The sequence below is a fragment of the Aliivibrio sifiae genome (genome assembly GCF_002954705.1).
In the GTDB taxonomy this organism is placed as follows: domain Bacteria; phylum Pseudomonadota; class Gammaproteobacteria; order Enterobacterales; family Vibrionaceae; genus Aliivibrio; species Aliivibrio sifiae_A.
In genome coordinates, this window is the sequence record NZ_MSCO01000001.1 from 1,200,652 (window position 1) to 1,221,318 (window position 20,667).

Below are 20,667 nucleotides of genomic sequence, written 5' to 3' on the forward strand. Positions count from 1 at the left end.
ATGCAGCAATTAATGAAACTATCCTTACTTTCAACAGCTATATTACTAACTGCTTGCAGTCCTGCCCCTATGGATACTGAAATAGAAGTTCCTAACGTTATCGTTAAAAAGATTGATTCAGGTTTAGTTAGCGATAGTCTTTATCTTCCCGCTGTTGCAATAGCGGCCGATCGTTCTCATTTAAGTTTTAGACTTTCTGGTGAAGTAAAAGAGCTTAATGTTCGTGCAGGTGAGACGGTTAAAAAAGGACAGGTATTAGCAGTACTAGATAAAACAGACTTCAACATCGATGTTGATAATGCACGCGCAAGATACAGTGTTGCAAACAGTCAATATAAACGTTCAAAGCCTCTTGTTGAGAAAGGTCTGCTTGCTAAATCTCAATTTGATGAGTTGGCAGCACAGCGTCAAATTGCATTAGCAGACTTAGAGTTAGCGAAACTGCGACTCAGCTTCACCGAACTAAAAGCCCCAATTGATGGTGTTATTTCACGAGTCAGTATTGAGCAATTTGAAACGATTCAAGTCGGTCAGCAAATAGTGAATATCAATAATAAAGATTCAGTCGATATTATTGTTCAAGTACCTGATAAATTATATTCAAAGCAACCAAACCAAGGTGTTGTTGAGTTAATTCAAGCATCTGTTCGCCTTGATAACGGACAGTCTTACGATGCAATAGTGAAAGAGTATACAACAGAGCCTGACCCAGAATCTGGAGCGTATCTCGTCACCTTAACCATGCCAATGCCAGAAGATCAATTTATTCTGGATGGTATGGCGGTAGAGGTGACCACAAAGCAAAGTTCCCCTAATGTAGCTGGCCAATTTGGGTTAATTATCCCTATTGAAGCCATATTTAATGAAGATGGTGATGACATTGATAAAAAAGAAAAATACGTCTGGATCGTCGATTCTGAGAATAAAATAAAAAAACAAAAAGTAGTCACCACCAAAGCGACATCGTTTGGATTACGAGTTGTCGATGGTGTTTCAACAGGAGATCGTATTGTTATTGCAGGCGTCTCACGATTACGTGACGGCCTAGAAGTGAATATCATCAATGCGGAGGATAAATAATGAGTCAAGAAAAAGGAATTGCAGCTTACTTTATACAAAATAAAGTGATTAGCTGGATGTTGACTCTGATCTTTATGATTGGTGGTGCATCGGCTTTCTTTGGCTTGGGGCGATTAGAAGATCCAGCCTTCACCATTAAAGATGCCATGGTCGTAACCAATTATCCAGGAGCAACCCCTGAACAGGTTGAAGAAGAGGTTACTTATCCTTTAGAGAAAGCAATTCAGCAATTAACCTATGTTGATGAAGTAAATTCACTTTCAAGTCGTGGTTTATCACAAATAACGGTAACCATGAAAAACAATTATGGACCTGATGATCTTCCTCAAATTTGGGATGAACTGCGCCGAAAAGTAAATGACTTGAAACGTCAATTACCTCCGGGTGTTGGTGAACCGTCCGTTATTGATGATTTTGGTGATGTTTACGGAGTACTTTTAGCCGTTACTGGTCAAGGGTATTCCTATAAAGAGTTGCTTGATTATGTTGATTATTTACGTCGTGAACTAGAATTGGTTGATGGAGTAAGTAAGGTATCCGTTTCTGGTGTGCAACAAGAGCAAGTCTTTATTGAAGCGTCATTAAAACGAATGACAAGCCTTGGTATTTCACCTCAAACGTTATATGGCTTACTATCAAACCAAAATACAGTATCGAGTGCAGGTGCAGTAAAAATAGGATCTGAATACATTCAAATACACCCAACGGGCGAGTTTGAAGATGTGTCACAACTTGGTGATTTAATTATTACCGAAGGCGGGGCACAAGGCCTTATTTATCTAAAAGACATTGCTGAAGTTAAACGTGGTTATGTTGAAGTACCAAGCAATTTAGTTAACTTTAATGGTAACTTTGCTTTGAATATGGGCATTTCTTTTAGTGCTGGCGTTAACGTTGTCGAAATTGGGAAACTGGTTGATCAACGAATGTTAGAACTGAAAGAACAACAACCCATTGGTATTGATATTTCAGAGATATACAGCCAACCAAAAGAAGTAGATAAATCAGTAAGTGGTTTTGTGGTCAGTCTTGGTCAAGCCGTTGCTATCGTTATTATCGTTTTACTGTTCTTTATGGGCGTACGCTCAGGCTTACTTATTGGACTTATTCTACTACTGACAGTGTCAGGCACATTTGTCTTTATGAAATATTTTGCGATTGACTTACAACGTATTTCTTTAGGTGCTTTGGTTATTGCTCTTGGTATGCTCGTAGATAACGCTATTGTGGTGGTTGAAGGCATACTCATTGGTATGCAAAAAGGGCGAACTCGCTTGCAAGCGGCTACCGATATTGTTACGCAAACTAAATGGCCATTATTAGGTGCAACCGTTATTGCGGTAACTGCGTTTGCACCTATCGGTTTATCGGATGATGCGACTGGCGAGTATTGTGGAACCCTGTTTACCGTTCTGCTTATCTCTTTAATGCTGAGTTGGTTTACTGCTATTTCTCTTACTCCTTTCTTTGCTTCTTTATTCTTTAAAGAAACAGTACAAAATGACGAGGAAAGCATAGAAGAAAAAGACCCATACAATGGAATGATCTTTGTTATTTATAAGCGATTCCTTGAATTTTGTATGCGCTATTCATTAGCAACCATGCTTATCTTGGTTGTTGCGCTTGGTGGCAGCATGTATGGCTTTACTAAAGTTAAACAGTCTTTCTTCCCATCTTCTACCACTCCAATCTTTATGGTGGATGTATGGATGCCAGAAGGGACGGATATTCGTTCAACTAACGCAACGCTAAAAGAGCTAGAAGAGTGGATCTTAGAGCAAAATCATATTGAACATGTGACAACAACCGCAGGTAAAGGTTTGCAACGATTCATGCTGACTTATGCACCAGAGAAGAGCTATGCAGCTTATGGTGAGATCATGACTCGTGTTGATGATTATTTAGCGTTACCTGATTTGATGGACAAGTTTCGAGATCATATCGAAGCCAACTATCCTCAAATTCAATACAAGCTAAAACTGATTGAGTTAGGGCCGGGTGGTGGTGCAAAAGTTGAAGCGCGAATTGTGGGGTCAGATCCAACCATACTCCGTGGTTTAGCGGCACAAGTTATTGAAGTAATGCACCAAGATCCAGGCGCAACAAACGTACGTCATGATTGGCGTGAGCGTACTAAAGTGCTTGAACCTCAATTTAACGAAAGTCAGGCGCGTCGATATGGTATTTCCAAAACGGATGTTAATGAACTGCTTGAAATGGCGTTCTCTGGTAAAGCCATTGGTGTGTACCGTGATGGGACAACATTAATGCCAATCGTTACTCGTTTGCCTGAGAATGAACGTGTAGATATTAGCACCATCGAAGGCATGAAAATTTGGAGCCCAGCGTTGTCACAATACATTCCATTGCAACAAGTGGTATTGGGCTACGACGTAATTTGGGAAGATCCGCTGATTGTGCGTAAAAACCGTAAACGTATGTTAACCGTAATGGCCGATCCTGATATTTTAGGTGAAGAAACGGCATCAACATTGCAAAAACGTTTACAACCACAAATTGAAGCAATTGATTTCCCTACGGGTTACAGCTTGGAGTGGGGCGGTGAGTATGAATCATCTCGTGATGCTCAAGCGTCACTATTCCAAACCATGCCAATGGGTTATCTGTTCATGTTCTTAGTAACAGTATTCCTATTTAACAGTGTGAAGGAATCTGTCATTGTTTGGTTAACGGTTCCATTAGCACTTATCGGTGTAACAACGGGACTGTTGGTGTTAAATACGCCATTTGGCTTTATGGCATTGCTTGGTTTCTTGAGTTTGAGTGGCATGCTGTTGAAAAACGGTATCGTACTGCTTGATCAAATAGAGATAGAGATACATTCAGGTAAAGAACCTTATCATGCGGTTGTCGATGCCGCATTAAGCCGTGTTCGTCCGGTTTGTATGGCAGCAATTACGACCATTTTAGGTATGATCCCACTATTACCAGATACCTTCTTTAAACCAATGGCGGTAACCATTATGTTTGGTCTAGGTTTCGCAACCGTACTGACCTTAATTGTGGTTCCTGTGTTGTATCGCATGTTCCATAAAATTAAAGTCGTCGAATACTAAAATAGACGCATAGAATAAATGTTCAAAAGCCCATATTAGAATATCTAGTATGGGCTTTTTTTGTGATATTCTATCTGGATAATACAAATGCAGTCCACATATTAGGAACAGTAAATGAGCCAATTAGATCAACAAGCAATGGACAAAATCGTAAATTCTCATGAAGAAGAGCGTTTTACTTACTTTATGAAAGAAGTTGTCGCTAATCGTGAAATTTGGATTTTGACTGATGAACACGGTTGTGTGATGTTGAATACCGAAGAAGAAGATTGCGTTCCTGTATGGCCAAATAAAGAGTTTGCAGAAGCATGGGCAACAGGTGAATGGGACGTATGTAAAGCAGAGTCTATTTCATTAAACAAATGGCACAGTCGCTGGACAACAGGTCTTGAAGATGATGAATTAGCGGTTGTTGTATTCCCAAACCAAAACGAAGAAGGGCAAATCCTTTTTCCCGACGAATTCGATTTTGAATTAACAAAACAAGAAAGAAAGCGTTAATTTTTTATCAGAATTGATATTAAATACAGACAGATATAAAAATGGCGACCCATTTAGGAGTCGCCATTTTTGTAAGTAAAAACGATATAAACTGAGTTAGGCAGAGAGCATATCTTGATATCGAGCTAAACCTTGCTCTAAATCTTCAATCAAATCATCCACATCTTCTAATCCAATATGAACGCGGATCAAAGTCCCTTCAAACTGAGGATGAGCCACCGTTCTTAATGCATTAAAGCTTTTTGGTTCATTCGCTAAGATCAAGCTTTCAAAGCCACCCCAAGAATAACCCATACTAAAATGACTCATGCCATCAAGCAGCGCAGTTGTCGCTTTGCTATCAGATTGTTTTAGCACAAAAGAGAACAAGCCATTACAGCCTTTAAAATCACGTTGATAAAACTCATTGCCCGGGCAGCTTTCAAGTGCAGGGTGACGAACGTGATCAACCAGTGGATGCTGCTCAAGCCACTTAGCTACTTTAATGCTGCTAGCTTCGTGCTGTTTTAGACGAACGCCCATAGTGCGTAAACCGCGCATTGCTAAATAGGCGTCATCAGGTGAGATACATTGGCCCATTAAATAGCTTTGCTCGCGCAGTTGCTCCCAATGCTTTTCATTAGCGACTGCAGTGCCTAACATCACATCTGAGTGACCGACAATATACTTGGTTGCGGCTTGAATAGAGATATCAACACCATGATCAAACGGTGAGAAGTTCACACCCGCAGCCCACGTATTATCAAGCATAACGACAATATCGGACTCATGTGCGATACGAGCAAGTAGCGGAACGTCTTGAACTTCCATCGTGATAGAACAAGGTGATTCAGTAAATAACACCGTGGTATTAGGCTTAATTAAATCACGAATGCCTTCACCAATCATAGGATCGTAATAGGTGGTTTCAATTCCCATTTTCTTCAAGATGGTGTCACAGTAATCACGAGTAGGTTCATAACAGCCATCAACCATCAAAATATGATCGCCGGTTTTTACAAAACATAAAATCGCATTCGCAATCGCAGCCGTACCACAAGGGTATAAAGCACAACCCGTCCCACCTTCAAGCTCAACCATCGCATCTTGCAGGGCAAAGTGAGTTTCAGTGCCACGGCGTCCATAAAATAGAGTTTGTTTTGCTCGGTTAATCATGGCGTGCGTTTTTTCAGCAACGGTATTAAACACCACGGTAGAGGCACGTTGAACAGGTGGATTTACCACGCCTTTTGTCCATTTTTTATTGCGACCGGCGGTAACGTATTTGGTATCTAATTTATCTGACATCTGAATCCATTCAATAATAGGTAATTAATACTTCCATAAAGCCAAAGTGAAGGCGAAATATCAAGGATTAAAACGAATTCTTATCGAATAAATTTTTATTGCTGCTAAAATTGCGCTATCTAGATGACATGTTGACTAAAAGAGTTAAATTAAAATGCAACAGAATGAATTTGAAACACTAGTTAAAGAACTATGCCAAAAAGAAAATCTTCCTCAAGTGCTAGAAGCATTAAAAACGTGTGAAGACCAAGACATCGTTGAAGCGGCACAATCGCTAGCGGGTCAATTCCGTCTTGCTGAAGTTGAAGGCGAGCAACGTATTTATCACGTATTTAATGATGAAGATGAAAACGGCGAAGCACAAGAGCTTGCAGAGTGGATCATGAACGAAGGTGATGACGTTATTAAATTCATCGCTTGGTTCTTCTATGCAATGTTCGATATGAAGCAAAAAGAAACGTATCAAGCCGCAGGTAAAACGTACCAGCAGCCAAAGCGTTCTTAATCGCAGTTTAGTTATTCCATGATATCCAAAAGCCAATGAATTGATTCGTTGGCTTTTTTCTTATCTATTGTCTACGTTTATCTGACGGTTCGATTGCCCCCAACGGCATAACCTCGTAAAATCCACCACATATCAATTCGTTTGAATAGACGTGTTACTTGATACACGTTACCTCTTATTTAATTAGGCTCTATTGCATGACTAACAAGCTATCTCTTCAACAGCTCGAATCCTTCTTATGGGAAACCGCCGACATTCTTCGTGGCAACATGGATGCGTCTGAATTTAAAGATTACATCTTCGGCATGATGTTTTTAAAGCGCCTATCGGATGCGTTTGAAGAATCTCAAGAAAAAGTCATTCAATACTACCTAGACAAAGGCAAAACACAGGAACAAGCTGAAGATCTTGCTAATGATGAAGACGAATACGACAGTACCTTTTTTATCCCAGAAAATGCCCGTTGGTCAGCACTTAAAGATGTAAAGCACAACATCGGTGAAACGCTAAACAAAGCGACAGAATCAATCGAAGAATACAACTCGGCGCTAGAAGGCGTGTTAGTGACGATTGACTTCAACATCAAAAACAAACTGTCAGATAAAAAGCTGCAAGATTTACTGTCGCATTTCAATAAATACCGTTTACGTAATGAAGACTTTGAGCGTCCTGATTTACTGGGTACGGCTTACGAATACCTGATTAAAATGTTTGCCGATAGCGCAGGCAAAAAAGGCGGCGAGTTTTATACCCCAAGTGAAGTGGTTCAGCTATTGGTTGAGTTATTAAAGCCTCATGCAGGAATGCGTATTTACGATCCAACATCAGGGTCGGGCGGTATGCTTGTTCAAACGCGTAACCAATTAGAAAAGCAGGGTGAAAACGCCGCTAACTTGTCACTGTATGGTCAAGAGATGAACTTGAACACATGGGCAATTTGTAAGATGAACATGTTCTTACATGGCGTACAAAATGCCGATATTCGTAAAGGCGATACACTGCGAGACCCACAGCACACCGAAGGCGGCGAGTTAATGAGCTTTGACCGCGTTATTGCCAACCCACCGTTCTCACTGAAAAAGTGGGGTAAAGACGAGTGTGATAACGACGGTTTTGGACGTTTCCCTTACGGCACACCACCAAAAGACGCAGGTGATTTAGCCTTTGTACAACACATGATCGCCAGCACCAACAGCGAAGGCATGGTAGGCGTGGTTATGCCTCATGGGGTGTTATTCCGTGGCTCAAGTGAAAAAGCCATTCGCCAAGGGATTTTAGAAGACGATTTATTAGAAGCCGTGGTGGGTTTGCCATCAGGATTATTCTACGGTACGGGCATTCCTGCGTGTTTGCTTATCATCAATAAGAACAAACCAAGCGCACGTAAAGGCAAGGTGTTGTTCATTAATGGTGAGTTGGAATTTGCAGAGGGTAAAAATCAAAATAAACTGCGCCCAGAAGACATTGCTAAAATTGTCGCCACCTTTGAAAACCACTCGTTTGAAAGCCAGTGTGATATTAAGCGTTATGCGCGTGTGGTTCCATTCTCTGAAATTGCTGAGAACGATTTTAACCTTAACATTCGCCGTTATGCGGATACGTCACCTCCAGCGGAGATCTTTGATGTACGTGCAATCCTTCACGGTGGCATTCCAATGCGTGAAGTGAATGACGAATACATTCAAGAAGAGATGCTAAACGGCTTTGATGTATCGGTCGTCTTTGATATAAAAAGTGATAAAAAAGACAACGATTATTATGCATTCAAACCAAGCATTGAAAGCAAAGAGCAAATCCGTCTGGTTGTTGAAGAACAAGTGGGTGATGTTGATGCGAAGATCATCAGCCAACTAGAACACTGGTGGGATAAATACTAAGTATCACTGCATGAGTTAGATGCACAAGTGACCGAAGCCGAACAAGTAATGCAAGGTTACTTGAAGGAGTTGGGTTATGAGTGAGTTTGTGCCTGAGGGGTGGATAGAAAGAAAGGTTAGCTCTTTTACAAAAGAGCATAAGCAAGGGTATTACACAAATAATGCATATAATGATCGTGGAACGTATTTAATTCGAATCACTGATTTAAATAATCCAAAAATCAATTATAAAGATATGCCAAGACTTCCTATCAATGAGAAGGAATTTAATCAATTTAAAGTTGATATAGGTGATTTTCTTTTTGCACGAAGTGGTGCGATTGGTCGTTATGGAATTGTTGATAAACAATATCCTTCAGTTTTTGCTTCTTATCTGATTCGTTTTCGCTTTGATGAAACTAAAGTATCAACTCGCTACTTTGGATATGCTTATGAGTCCGATATATGTCAATCTCAGATCGCAGCAATTACTCAGGGCAGCTCAAATATAAATATTAATGCTGATAATATTAAGAGTTTATCGGTGCCTTTCCCACCTTCCCACCACTCCCAGAACAACAAAAAATCGCCGCTATTCTCACCTCAGTCGATGAAGTGATAGAAAAAACACAGGCGCAAATTAACAAGCTCAAAGACCTAAAAACAGGCATGATGCAAGAGCTACTAACGCGCGGTGTTGGTGTAGATGAAAAACCACATACGGAATTTAAAGACTCGCCAGTGGGCAGAATTCCGAAGGGATGGGAGGTTGATACTTTTGATAACGTATTTACTCTTAAAAACGGTGTAAATAAGGGTAAAGAGTTTTTTGGTCAGGGTGTTCCTATCATTAGCTACCGTAATGTTTATGATGGAAACGGTATTTATGATGGCATGTTGACGAACAGAGTTGAAATGACCGAAGGTGAACTGAGTCGCTTTAAAGTAAATCTAGGTGATATATTTATTACTCGTACATCTGAAACGGCAGATGAAATTGGATTCACGAATGTGTATTTAGGTAGCTTAGATAATGTTGTTTATAACGGTTTTGTAATTCGAGCTCGTCAGAAGCGAAAAATTTTTGATATTAATTATTGTAAATATGCGTTTCAGGCTAATTATATGAGACAGCAAATGATTCATAGCAGTAAGTTTACGACAAGAGCGGGAATTAGTGGAGAGTCATTAAATTTACTTAAAATTATTATTCCACCTTTATCTGAGCAGAAAGCAATCGGCGATACATTGTCTGCTGTGGATGGTCGTATTCAAACTTTAATGAAGATAAAAACGTCTAAAGTGTCACTCAAAAAAGCCCTTATGCAAGATCTCCTAACAGGCAAAGTACGAGTAAAGGTAGACAGCGAATAACCACATTAGCGTCAATTACACCTTGGGTCATTGGTGATTATTATCAATGCCCCCCCAAGTTACCCCCTAAGTCACCCCCCAAGTCGGGACATAAAAATAGTGATGAGAAAATCAGGCTAGGTACATGAAAAACAACGAATTCAATAAAGTAGAAGCCCCTGCCATTGCTCAGTTGGTTCAATTAGGGTGGACTTACATTCAAGGCAAACAATTGTCACCAGATTATGCTTGCGCCGATGGCATTCCTGAGCGTACTTACCTGCGTGATGTGGTGTTAGTAAAACGTCTTGAAGCCGCGATTAAACGCATTAACCCGTGGATAAGTGATGAGAACCTTCGCAAAGTCTCTCGTGAAGTCACGCACCCCAATTTCGCCGCCTTAATGGAATATAACCACGCCTTCTATCAAACCATGGTTAATTACCTCTCAGTAGAGCAAGACTTAGGCAAAGGGCGAAAAGGGCAGACGGTTAAACTGGTTGATTTTGAAACCCCAAGTAACAACGAGTTCTTATGTACCAATCAATTTAAAGTAGAAGGTACAAACCAAAGCATCATTCCAGATATTGTCTGCTTTGTTAATGGTATTCCGTTAGCTGTGATTGAGTGTAAATCACCGTATATCTCCGCGCCAATGAGTGATGGCATTAATCAATTACGCCGTTACGCGAATCTACGTCATACCGATGATCACGAAGGGGCTGAAAAACTGTTTTGGTATAACCAACTCATGGTATCGACTTGCCGAGATCAAGCCAAAGTGGGCACCATCAGCTCAAACAGTCAGCATTATGGTGATTGGAAAGACGCGTATCCATTTTCTGATGCACAATTAGCACAACAGTCATTACGCGATAATATCGTTCCACTTCATTCTGCAATTACGGTTCAAATCCCTGATGATGCGTTAGACGAGAGTAAAGATAACTCAGCAGAGCATGATGAATGGCAACAAGCCGCTGAGCCAGCAGCAAGTTACGAGGTATTAACAGAAGTTACCGCGCAACAGCGTTTATTGGCGGGCATGTTCAGTATTTCAAACTTTCTCGATATTCTGCAAAACTTCATTCTATTTGAAACCGATGATGGTCGTTTAATTAAAAAAGTGGCGCGTTATCAGCAATATCGCGCCGTTAATAAAGTGATTGAACGCTTGAAATCAGGCAAGGATCGAAAAGAAAGAAGTGGTGTAGTTTGGCATACTCAAGGCAGTGGTAAATCGCTGACCATGGTGATGCTTGCCGTAAAAATGCGTCGTGATGAAGAATTAAAACAGTATAAGTTGGTGTTTATTACCGACCGAACTCAGCTTGATGAGCAGCTATCAAATACCTTCCGTGATGCGCAGGGTGAGACGGTATATAACGCAGGCTCCGTGGCAGAATTAAAAGAATTACTAAAGAAAGACAGCTCTGATCTTGTGACCGCGATGGTACAAAAATTTGCTGATCTCGAAAAAGAACAAGAGAAACAAAAAACGGTAGCCGAAGGCTTTGTTGATTTAAACCCAAGTGACAAAATCATTGTCTTGGCTGATGAAGCGCACCGAACCCAATTTGGTGGTTTGGCAATGACGATTAATGCCGCGTTACCGAATGCGCCTAAAATTGGTTTTACAGGAACGCCATTGCTGAAAACTCAAAAAATGAGCCAAGCCTTTGGTGGTTACATCGATGAATACAAAATAAACCAAGCGGTAGAAGATGGTGCAACGGTTAAATTGCTTTATGAAGGCCGTGAAGTGAAATCGGAAGTCGCAGGTGATTCACTCGATAAACTGTTTGAAGAATACTTTGGTGAATACACTGAAGAAGAACAACGTGAGATCAAAAGGAAATACGGTGTAGAGAAGGCGGTTCGTGAAGCCCCTGCGCGTATTCGTTGGGTGTGTATCGATTTAATCAAACACTACAAAGAACATATTCGTCCTGATGGCTTTAAAGCAATGATCGTGGTGGGCAGTCGTCATGCGGCGGCTATTTTTAAAAAGACTTTAGATGAATTAGGTGCGCCTCACTCAGAGGTGATTATCTCTGGCGATCACAATGATGAAAAGTACTTCTCTCTATACACAGATAAAGTGCATCAAAAGAAGGTTATCGCCAATTTTAAAAAGCCATTTGGTATCGATAAACAAGGCACAGAAGAGAAAAATAAAAAGTTTAATAATACCGCTTTTTTGATAGTCAAAGACATGCTGTTAACGGGCTTTGATGCACCTATTGCTCAAGTGATGTACATCGACAGAAAGCTGCAAGATCACACCTTAATGCAAGCCATTGCTCGTGTGAACCGAACCTATAAAGGCAAAGAGTGTGGTTATGTGGTGGATTATCATGGCTTAGCGACCCATCTTACTGAGGCGTTAGAGTTGTTCAGCAGCGATGATATAGAAGGTTCGTATCAAAGCTTAAAAGATGAAATACCAAAGCTGAAAGCCAAGCATACGCGTGCCATGTCGTTCTTTAAGCTGGTACTTAAAAATGACAAACCGAGTGACGATATTGATGATTACGTTTTAGTATTAAAAGATGAAACAGTGCGAGCGCAATTTGACATGGCATTCAAACAGTTTGCCAAGCAGTTAAATGTTATCTTGCCTGATGCCGAAGCCGCTCCGTTTATTCCTGATATGAAGTTATTAGGCAAGATCCACAATGCCTCAAAAAGCAAATTTCGAGACGAAGGGCTAGATATGAGCGAGATTGGTGCCAAAGTGCGTCAATTGGTGGATGAGCATATTCTTAGTACAGGTGTTGATCCAAAAATCGCACCGATTGATTTACTGGCAGCCAATTTTAAAGAAAGCATTGCAACCATTAAATCAGATGAATCAAAAGCCTCTGAAATAGAAAGTGCCATTAAGCACCACATTACAATTAATTTGGATGAAGACCCAGAATATTATCGTTCGTTGAGTTTACGCTTGCGTGACATTATCGAAAAAACCGCAGGCAAGTGGGCACAGCAGCTTGAGTTAATGTTAGAAATGAGAGGGGATATTGGGTCACAGTATCAGCAAGCAGCACAGGATGTCGGCTTGTCTGAAACGGAGTTCGCTTTTTACAATATTCTTATCGCTGAAGTCACCAAGGTCAGTGATGGCGATGTGATTGCCGAATCAACCCATGATGAGATTAAAGCGGTAACTCAAGCGTTAGTGGTTATGCTTGATGAAGCAACGGAAATTGTCGATTTCTTCAATAAGCAAGATGAAATAAAACGCATGAAGAAAGAGATCAAATGTGCTGTGCTTGACCAACCCTTTGGTGATAAAGCGTTGGTGACGGTTCTACAAGATCGCTTTATGGACTTGGCGAAAACCAAGTTTGGAAATAAGTAGCATGGCAAAAGAGAAAAAGGCAGAGATGATCCAGCGAGAAAATTATTGCGTTTACATTGAGCGCACTTCTCGCATAAAAACCGCGTCCATTAAAGTGGAAGAGGGAAAGGTCACTGTTGTTGTGCCAAGAAGGCTCGATCTTGATCGCATAGAAAAGGTAATTACAGATAAGCACGCGTGGATTATCGAAAAGCTCGCGTTAAATCAGCATGCGACACCAACGAATACGAGAGAGTATGTGTCGGGTGAGGCTTTCCCTTACCTTGGGCGAAATTATCGCTTAAAAGTGGTGGCGGGTGAGCTAACTCAAACTAAATTGATCGCAGGGCGTATTTTGGTCACCGTGCCTGAACCTAAACATCAACCGCAGTATATTAATCGTGCCTTGGTGAATTGGTATAAGCAGAATGCTGAAAAGAAAATTCGTGAAAAAGTTCACCGCTATGCGCCGATGGTAGGGGTTGAAACCGCGGTTATTCGTATTAAAGAGTTTAAAAGCCGCTGGGGAAGTTGTACGCCTTACGGGGATTTAGAGTTTAATTGGTTAATCATGCAAGCGCCAAATCGCGTAGTGGATTATGTGGTAATTCATGAATTGTGTCATCTCATTCATCATGATCATTCACCTCAGTTTTGGAAAGAAGTCGAACGAGTAATGCCAGATTTTCAAGAGTGTAAAAAATGGCTTAAAGAGAATGGGCACCAGTTAATCATTTAACTATTGTCTTTATTATCAATAAACTAGCGTTTTTTATGTGATCCTACGCATTAGTTTAAATGCTCTAGTTCACATTTTTGCTGTAACAAATTAAACCCGTTACAAAGATTGTCTTAGATCAAAAAGTTATTAATACTATCAATGTTACAACATAATCAGTTCTTAAAATTATATGAATAATATTGGAGTTGGTTATGAGTGCATTTTTTATTCCTACAATAAATTTTATGGGTGCAGGTTGCTTGACTGAAGCAATGGATAGCATTAAATCTCAAGGCTACAAAAAAGCGTTAATTGTTACTGATAATGTGCTAGTTGCAATTGGTATGGTTAAGCAGGTGTCTGATCTATTAATCGAGCGCGGTGTAGACGTTGCAGTGTTCGATGGAACACAACCAAACCCAACTATCGGTAATGTAGATGCAGGCTTGAAAATTCTTAAAGAAAACGAGTGTGATTTTGTTATTTCGCTTGGTGGTGGCTCTCCACACGATTGTGCGAAAGGCATCGCTTTAGTTGCCGCTAATGGTGGTCAAATTGCTGACTATGAAGGTGTAGATCAATCGCCTAAACCTCAAATGCCACTTGTTGCTATTAATACAACAGCAGGCACGGCATCAGAAATGACGCGTTTCTGTATTATTACGGATGAAGCTCGTCATATTAAAATGGCTATTGTTGATAAGCATACAACACCATTAATGTCTGTGAACGATCCTGAGTTGATGCTTGCTAAACCAGCATCACTAACCGCAGCAACAGGTATGGATGCATTAACGCATGCGATTGAAGCGTATGTATCTATTGCAGCAACGCCAATTACAGACGCTGTTGCGATTAAAGCGATGGAATTAATCCAAGCACATTTGCGTACTGCCGTTTCTGATGGTCAGAATATTGAAGCACGTGAGCAAATGGCATATGCACAGTTTATGGCTGGAATGGCATTTAATAATGCGTCTTTAGGTTATGTTCATGCAATGGCGCATCAACTGGGTGGTTTTTATGACCTTCCACATGGCGTATGTAACGCGATTCTTCTTCCTCACGTACAAAGCTACAATGCAAAAGTTTGCCCTGAGCGCCTAAAAGACGTAGCAGAAGCAATGGGCGTAAATGTTGAAGGCATGACAAATGAAGAGGGGGCTCAAGCGGCGCTGAATGCGATAAAAGTATTATCACAAGATGTTGGTATTCCTTCTGGTCTTACTGAGTTGAACGCAAAAGAGGAAGACTTCGATATACTTGCTGAAAATGCATTAAAAGACGCTTGTGGTTTTACTAACCCTAAACAAGCAACACATGATGAGATTGTGAGCATTTTTAAAGCGGCAATGTAGCATAAATCCTAAAATCACCTTTTTCTTATGTTGCTTTTTTGCGTAATAATTGAGCACTTGATTAATGTTATTAGGATAAATAAGTAATTTATTAATAAAGGTCTAACATTTGTTAGACCTTTTTTTTGCGTCTTGCATTTTAACTAGCTATGCTTATGATCTTTTTATCTGATTAAATCGTAGAAGGTCTACTCTTCTCATTGAAAAAGGCAGTAAATCAGCATGGCAGACGTAAGAGCCCGTATAGAGTTAATGGTAGGACAACAAAGTAGTATCCCAGCAGAAATGCTTTCGTTTGAAGGGTTAGAGACTGAAAAAGAACACGTTGCTGTCGTATTTAAGCAAGCAGATAAAACTCAAATTACGCCTTTAGTTCGTATGCATTCAGAATGTTTAACCGGTGATGTGTTTCATTCATCACGTTGCGACTGTGGCGAGCAATTAGAAGAGACTATAAATCGTATGTCTGAGAGTGGCGGTATTATTTTATACCTTCGCCAAGAGGGACGCGGCATTGGCTTATATAATAAATTAGATGCATACGAGCTTCAGAGCCAAGGTATGAATACTTATGAAGCAAACAATCATCTTGGTTTTGGGGATGACTTACGTGATTTTAAAGAAGCTGCACAAATGCTTAATGCTCTTGGGATCACGAAAATAAAATTAGTGACTAATAATCCTAAAAAAATACAAGATATTCAGGGTTATGGGATTGAATTAGATGAAGTGGTTAATACGCACGCTCATGTAAAAAAAGGCAATGAAGGATATTTGCAATCTAAAGCAGATCACGGTCATAAACTTGATTTAGATTGATAGAAAATCGAGAAGTACTGACAATTATACATAGAGCCTCATTATTGAATGGGGCTTTTTTATATCTGCAATACCACTGTTAATCTAAATGATAAATATTTGCATTTCTATTTGTTTTGGGTATATTACGCAAATAAAAATAAATATCATTAATAAAACCTTACAAGATCTGGTTAATGATTTACATATTCTACTCATTTGCTCAACAAGGACGATTTATGAACCACGTCAAATTTGCTCGAAACATCGTTACAGCATCACTCTTTATTTTGCCTACTTTTTCTTATGCCGCGACTCAAACAGAAGTTGTTGAACATTATGCAGATATTGCTCATGCGGTATACAGTGATTCACTAACGACAGCTCAGCAACTTGATAAAGCCATTCATACTTTTTTGAATAACCCATCTGAGAAAGGCTTACAAAGTGTTAAAACTGCATGGAAAGCAGCGCGAGTACCTTATCAGCAATCAGAGGTATTCCGTTTTGGTAATGCGATTGTTGATGATTGGGAAGGGCAACTAAATGCATGGCCATTAGATGAAGGCTTAATTGATTATGTGGCTGATGATTACCAATATGAATTAGGTAACGATGGCGCTAAAGCAAATATCGTTGCTTCTACTTCAATCAAAATTGGCTCAGAAACTCTTGATGTAAAAAATATTGAAGCAGACAAGTTAGCGGATCTTAATGAACTCGGTGGTTCTGAGGCAAATGTAGCTACAGGTTATCATGCGATTGAGTTTCTAGTGTGGGGCCAAGATCTAAATGGTACCAAGGCCGGTGCTGGTGAACGCCCATATACCGATTATGTTATTGGCTCGGCATGTACGAACGGTAATTGTGAGCGTCGTGCGGAGTACTTAAAATCAGCTTCTGAACTGTTAATTAAAGATTTGTCTTGGATGGAAAAGCAGTGGAAAGAAGGTGAGAAAAACTACCGAGCTGAACTGCTATCTGAGTCATCAACTCAAGGTTTACGTAAGATGTTATTTGGTATGGGTTCATTATCTCTTGGTGAGCTAGCTGGTGAGCGTATGAAAGTAGCATTAGAAGCTAACTCTACAGAAGATGAGCACGATTGCTTCTCTGATAATACACACAATTCTCATTATTATAATGAGCAAGGTATCTATAACGTTTACACAGGTACTTATACTCGTGTTGATGGTTCTTTATTATCAGGTCCAAGCATCCATGATCTGGTTGCTAAAGAAGATAAAAAAGCAGCCAAAGAAATTAAACAACAATTTGATGCAACGCGCACTCAAGTCGGTACGTTAGTATCAGCGGCTGAAAAAGATAACCAACATTTCGATCAGTTGATTGCATCAGATAATGCGGCGGGTAATGCATTAGTAAATAAATCAATCATGTCGCTTGTATTGCAAACTGCGTCAATCGAACGTGCTGCAAATGTCATTGGTATTACGAGTCTAAATCCAGATACCGCGGATCATGAATTTTAATTCTAAGAAAAAAACGCAATAAAAATAGCTATTAGCTCAATCACTTCTCCCCCCCGAGACAGTGATTGAGCTCTTTTATTTTCTAATAATTGATCTTATCGAAATAAAACAAATATAAATAATGCCAGTATTAGGCAAGCGATAAGAATAATATTAATGATTATCAGGATGTTAGATATCATGAATTCAGTAATGCTTGGAGCAATTGCTTTACTATTACCACTCTCTTTTTCTGTTTTTTCTGCTGACGTAGATACTGTTTCTATGAACATCCCCTCTGGTGGAAAAACAAGCGTGAAAAAAGAAGGCCAAAATGCGTTTTCTTTACCTGCAGCAAACCTACCAATGAGTAAACGCCTCGACTTTAGTGTTGGAAACAGTTTTTTTCGTAATCCTTGGGTACAAGCACCGGCCTCTACTGATGCTAGAGATGGTTTAGGCCCTCTGTTTAACACTAATGGTTGTCAGAATTGCCATATTAAAGATGGACGTGGTCATGCACCAAGAGAAGGCGACACTAATGCAGTTTCTATGTTGGTGCGCTTAAGTATTCCGGCATTAACACCTGAACAGAAAAAACGTGTAATCCTTGAAGGGGTTATCCCTGAGCCAATTTATGGTGGACAGCTACAAGATTTTTCACTCTCAGGTGCAAAGCCTGAAGGACAAATCCATATTAGCTATACAACACAAACAATCACTCTTTCTGATGGTGACGTTGTCACATTGCGAAAGCCTAAGTTAACTATTAGAGAGTTAGCTTATGGTGATATGTCTGAGAATGTATTGATGTCTGCCCGTATCGCTCCGCCAATGATTGGTTTAGGGCTATTAGAATCTATCCCTGAATCAACGATTTTAGGTTTTTCTGAGCAACAGAAACAAGATAATAACGGTATTTCAGGCAAAGCTAACCGTGTATGGGATGCGGAAGCAAATGAATTAGCTTTAGGTCGTTTTGGTTGGAAGGCAGGACAGCCAACACTAATGCAACAGAATACCGCAGCGTTTAATGGTGATTTAGGTTTAACCAGTAATATGTTTCCTAAAGATGATTGCACCCAAGCGCAAACTATTTGTGAAAAACTGCCTCATGGTGGAACACCAGAAGTGAGTGACAAGATCTTAAATTTTGTCGAATTCTATTCACAGCATTTAGCTGTGCCTATTCGCCGAAATACGAAAGATCCTCAAGTCATTCAAGGCCAACGACTATTTAAAGAGATTGGCTGTGAAAGTTGTCATAAAACGAATATCAAAACGGCAAAAATTGAAGACAGACCAGCGTTATCTAATCAGTTAATTCATCCTTATACGGATATGTTACTTCATGATATGGGGCAAGGCCTGTCTGATAATCGACCAGAGTTCTTAGCTGATGGTCAAGAGTGGCGAACACCACCGTTATGGGGGCTTGGTTACACACAAGAAGTGAATGGCCATACTGAGATGCTACATGATGGTAGAGCTCGAAATGTACTAGAAGCTGTTTTATGGCACGGTGGTGAAGCACAACAAGCGCGCGATAACGTCGTTCAATTATCAACCCAAGATCGTAATGCGTTATTAGCATTTTTAGATTCGCTGTAAGGGAGTTGTCATGAAAACTATCTATTTATTGTTAAGCAGTACTATTTTTCTTACAGCCTGCCAAAGTACGAATGAGGCTAATCAAGTTCCTCACTCCATAAGTATGATTGACCATGTTTATTATATTGAACAACAATCTGCTCAACGTTTAGTTGAATCTAGTCAACGATTGGCTGAGAGTTTTGAAGGGTATTGTACGAATCAAATAGCAAAAGAAACGGTTGTTATGCAATGGAAACAGACCATGCAATCGTGGATGGCATTGCAAGGTCAAGAGAGAGGGCCAGAAGCCGCGCTCTCATTAAATTGGAATATTCAATTTTGGCCTGATAAGAAAAACACCACTGGGCGAAAAATGTCTCAACTGTTGAAAAAAAATCAAACTTGGAATAATGAGTTGATTCAACAGCAGAGTGTTACGACTCAAGGTTTAGGCGCAGTAGAGTGGTTGTTATTTGATACAGCATCGACGTTGCCAAAAGTAGAATCGTGTCAATTAGGTCAAGCGATTACTGAAAATTTGGCGATGAATACGAAAAAAATAGCCCAAGCATGGCAGGTGAACCCATGGTCACAACTAGATGAAACCATGTGGCTTAACGAGTATATAGCTTTGCTTGCTAATCAGCTTGATTACAGTATGAAAAAACTCAGTCGCCCATTAGCAAAAATAGGGCAGCCTCGGCCTTATTTTTCTGAGTCGTGGCGCTCAGAAACGTCACTCACTTGGCTTAAATATAATGTAATGGCGATGCATGAACTGTATTTGGCAAATGGCGTAGGGTTAGATAATTACTTACGCCAAGAAGGGCATAATGATCTGGCAGAAAGAATTGAAGAACATTTGAATTCAACGCTAGAGACTTGGCCTGAATCGCCGTCATTGTTTGCTGCGCTGCAAACTAAATCCGGTTACCAAAATACACTTGCTTTGTATAATAAACTGGAATATTTGAAATATTTAATTCACGAAGAAGTAGCGATCGAATTAAACATTGCGATAGGGTTTAATGCAACCGATGGCGATTGATAATCAGCGACGAATATTATTAAAAGGAACGTTTGGAGTTGCGGTGTTTTCTCCTTGGCTATCAGGCTGCTCTTCTTCTCAATATAAAGATAAAAAAGCCTCTTTGATTTCTTGCTCTAGAACAGCTCATGGTCACTTTGGAGCAGTGGTTGCAGATAGTGAAGGTTATCCTATTTACACGATTCCTTTACCCGAGAGAGGACATGGTGTTGCTATTTCTCCTCGTGGTGAGCTGGCCGTTGCTTTTGCTCGTCGTCCAGGGAATTACATGCAGCTGTTTAATATTAAAACAGGTCAGAGTTATTCTATCACAGCGGCAATGCCTAATCGTTACTTTTATGGACATGGTGTTTTCTCTTCTGATGGGCTTACGTTGTACACAACAGAGGGAGAGAAAGAAACAAGCAAAGGGATTATTGGGGTTTATCAGTTGCAAGATACTCGTTTAACGAAAATAAATGAGTTTACTGATTTTGGTATTGGGCCGCATGAAGTGATCCGAATTGATGACTCAACGTTAGCGATTGGTGTTGGTGGTGTTCATACTAAAGGGAGAATTCCTGTTAATTTGGAATCAATGGCTCCCGCTTTGGTTTATTTATCCACTAAAACAGGTGAAGTATTAGAGAGCGTTGGTCTTCCTGATCATAAACTAAGTATTCGTCATTTATCTTT

16 protein-coding genes are annotated in these 20,667 nt (G+C 40.1%); 15 read left to right on the top strand and 1 reads right to left on the bottom strand.

The annotated features are described in order from the left end of the window. The 3 genes from BTO22_RS05355 (at nucleotide 1) to BTO22_RS05365 (ending at nucleotide 4,658) form a co-directional block, all read left to right on the top strand. The gene (locus BTO22_RS05355) at nucleotides 1-1,080 is read left to right on the top strand and encodes an efflux RND transporter periplasmic adaptor subunit (RefSeq protein WP_105054590.1); all 1,080 of its coding nucleotides are present in this window, start codon (nucleotides 1-3) and stop codon (nucleotides 1,078-1,080) included. Further along, a complete protein-coding gene (locus tag BTO22_RS05360) occupies nucleotides 1,080-4,157 on the top strand; it encodes an efflux RND transporter permease subunit (protein WP_105054591.1) in 3,078 nt (1,025 codons plus the stop codon). The genes BTO22_RS05355 and BTO22_RS05360 overlap by 1 nt, the downstream gene beginning before the upstream one ends. Nucleotides 4,158-4,295: 138 nt before the next feature. Further along, entirely contained in the window at nucleotides 4,296-4,658 is a 363-nt protein-coding gene (locus BTO22_RS05365) for a DUF2750 domain-containing protein (protein WP_374954013.1), read from the top strand. Nucleotides 4,659-4,754: 96 nt separating this feature from the next. Here BTO22_RS05365 and BTO22_RS05370 read toward each other — a convergent pair whose 3' ends face one another. Continuing rightward, nucleotides 4,755-5,945: a cystathionine beta-lyase gene (locus BTO22_RS05370; protein WP_105054593.1), complete on the bottom strand. Its 1,191-nt coding sequence runs from the start codon at nucleotides 5,943-5,945 to the stop codon at nucleotides 4,755-4,757. Nucleotides 5,946-6,099: 154 nt separating this feature from the next. Between BTO22_RS05370 and BTO22_RS05375 the strand changes: the two genes are divergently transcribed. The 12 genes from BTO22_RS05375 to BTO22_RS05430 form a co-directional block, all read left to right on the top strand. Next, nucleotides 6,100-6,450 (top strand): hypothetical protein, encoded by a 351-nt coding sequence (locus BTO22_RS05375; RefSeq protein WP_105054594.1) that lies wholly within the window; start codon nucleotides 6,100-6,102, stop codon nucleotides 6,448-6,450. Nucleotides 6,451-6,647: 197 nt separating this feature from the next. Continuing rightward, entirely contained in the window at nucleotides 6,648-8,327 is a 1,680-nt protein-coding gene (locus BTO22_RS05380) for a type I restriction-modification system subunit M (RefSeq protein WP_258132459.1), read from the top strand. A gap of 76 nt (nucleotides 8,328-8,403) precedes the next feature. Next, entirely contained in the window at nucleotides 8,404-8,925 is a 522-nt protein-coding gene (locus tag BTO22_RS05385) for a restriction endonuclease subunit S (protein WP_105054595.1), read from the top strand. Next, nucleotides 8,922-9,680, top strand: a complete 759-nt coding sequence (locus BTO22_RS05390; protein ID WP_146107516.1) for a restriction endonuclease subunit S — start codon at nucleotides 8,922-8,924, stop codon at nucleotides 9,678-9,680. The genes BTO22_RS05385 and BTO22_RS05390 overlap by 4 nt, the downstream gene beginning before the upstream one ends. A 124-nt stretch (nucleotides 9,681-9,804) precedes the next feature. Continuing rightward, nucleotides 9,805-13,023, top strand: coding sequence for a type I restriction endonuclease subunit R (locus BTO22_RS05395; RefSeq protein WP_105054597.1), 3,219 nt, complete (start codon nucleotides 9,805-9,807; stop codon nucleotides 13,021-13,023). A gap of 1 nt (nucleotide 13,024) precedes the next feature. Continuing rightward, a complete protein-coding gene (locus BTO22_RS05400) occupies nucleotides 13,025-13,741 on the top strand; it encodes a M48 family metallopeptidase (RefSeq protein ID WP_105054598.1) in 717 nt (238 codons plus the stop codon). A 194-nt stretch (nucleotides 13,742-13,935) separates the two neighbouring features. Next, nucleotides 13,936-15,081 carry an L-threonine dehydrogenase gene (gene yiaY, locus BTO22_RS05405; protein ID WP_105054599.1) on the top strand — a complete coding sequence of 382 codons (1,146 nt, stop codon included), beginning with the start codon at nucleotides 13,936-13,938 and terminating at the stop codon, nucleotides 15,079-15,081. A gap of 222 nt (nucleotides 15,082-15,303) precedes the next feature. Further along, nucleotides 15,304-15,900 carry a GTP cyclohydrolase II gene (locus BTO22_RS05410; protein ID WP_105054600.1) on the top strand — a complete coding sequence of 199 codons (597 nt, stop codon included), beginning with the start codon at nucleotides 15,304-15,306 and terminating at the stop codon, nucleotides 15,898-15,900. Between the two features lie 218 nt (nucleotides 15,901-16,118). Further along, nucleotides 16,119-17,372, top strand: a complete 1,254-nt coding sequence (locus BTO22_RS05415; protein WP_105054601.1) for an imelysin family protein — start codon at nucleotides 16,119-16,121, stop codon at nucleotides 17,370-17,372. Nucleotides 17,373-17,552: 180 nt separating this feature from the next. Beyond that, the gene (locus BTO22_RS05420; protein WP_105055563.1) at nucleotides 17,553-18,962 is read left to right on the top strand and encodes a di-heme oxidoreductase family protein; all 1,410 of its coding nucleotides are present in this window, start codon (nucleotides 17,553-17,555) and stop codon (nucleotides 18,960-18,962) included. 10 nt (nucleotides 18,963-18,972) lie between these two features. Next, nucleotides 18,973-19,992, top strand: a complete 1,020-nt coding sequence (locus BTO22_RS05425; protein WP_105054602.1) for an imelysin family protein — start codon at nucleotides 18,973-18,975, stop codon at nucleotides 19,990-19,992. Next, a partial coding sequence (locus BTO22_RS05430) for a DUF1513 domain-containing protein (RefSeq protein ID WP_181044568.1) occupies nucleotides 19,982-20,667 on the top strand: 686 nt, incomplete at its 3' end. The genes BTO22_RS05425 and BTO22_RS05430, both read left to right, overlap by 11 nt.

Coding starts and splice junctions, on each gene's coding strand:
- BTO22_RS05400 (WP_105054598.1), top strand. CDS start 13,025: ATGGCAAAAGAGAAAAAGGCAGAGATGATCCAGCGAGAAAATTATTGC.
- BTO22_RS05360 (WP_105054591.1), top strand. CDS start 1,080: ATGAGTCAAGAAAAAGGAATTGCAGCTTACTTTATACAAAATAAAGTG.
- BTO22_RS05395 (WP_105054597.1), top strand. CDS start 9,805: ATGAAAAACAACGAATTCAATAAAGTAGAAGCCCCTGCCATTGCTCAG.
- BTO22_RS05370 (WP_105054593.1), bottom strand. CDS start 5,945: ATGTCAGATAAATTAGATACCAAATACGTTACCGCCGGTCGCAATAAA.
- BTO22_RS05365 (WP_374954013.1), top strand. CDS start 4,296: ATGGACAAAATCGTAAATTCTCATGAAGAAGAGCGTTTTACTTACTTT.
- BTO22_RS05420 (WP_105055563.1), top strand. CDS start 17,553: ATGAATTCAGTAATGCTTGGAGCAATTGCTTTACTATTACCACTCTCT.
- BTO22_RS05385 (WP_105054595.1), top strand. CDS start 8,404: ATGAGTGAGTTTGTGCCTGAGGGGTGGATAGAAAGAAAGGTTAGCTCT.
- yiaY (WP_105054599.1), top strand. CDS start 13,936: ATGAGTGCATTTTTTATTCCTACAATAAATTTTATGGGTGCAGGTTGC.
- BTO22_RS05410 (WP_105054600.1), top strand. CDS start 15,304: ATGGCAGACGTAAGAGCCCGTATAGAGTTAATGGTAGGACAACAAAGT.
- BTO22_RS05355 (WP_105054590.1), top strand. CDS start 1: ATGCAGCAATTAATGAAACTATCCTTACTTTCAACAGCTATATTACTA.
- BTO22_RS05380 (WP_258132459.1), top strand. CDS start 6,648: ATGACTAACAAGCTATCTCTTCAACAGCTCGAATCCTTCTTATGGGAA.
- BTO22_RS05415 (WP_105054601.1), top strand. CDS start 16,119: ATGAACCACGTCAAATTTGCTCGAAACATCGTTACAGCATCACTCTTT.
- BTO22_RS05375 (WP_105054594.1), top strand. CDS start 6,100: ATGCAACAGAATGAATTTGAAACACTAGTTAAAGAACTATGCCAAAAA.
- BTO22_RS05425 (WP_105054602.1), top strand. CDS start 18,973: ATGAAAACTATCTATTTATTGTTAAGCAGTACTATTTTTCTTACAGCC.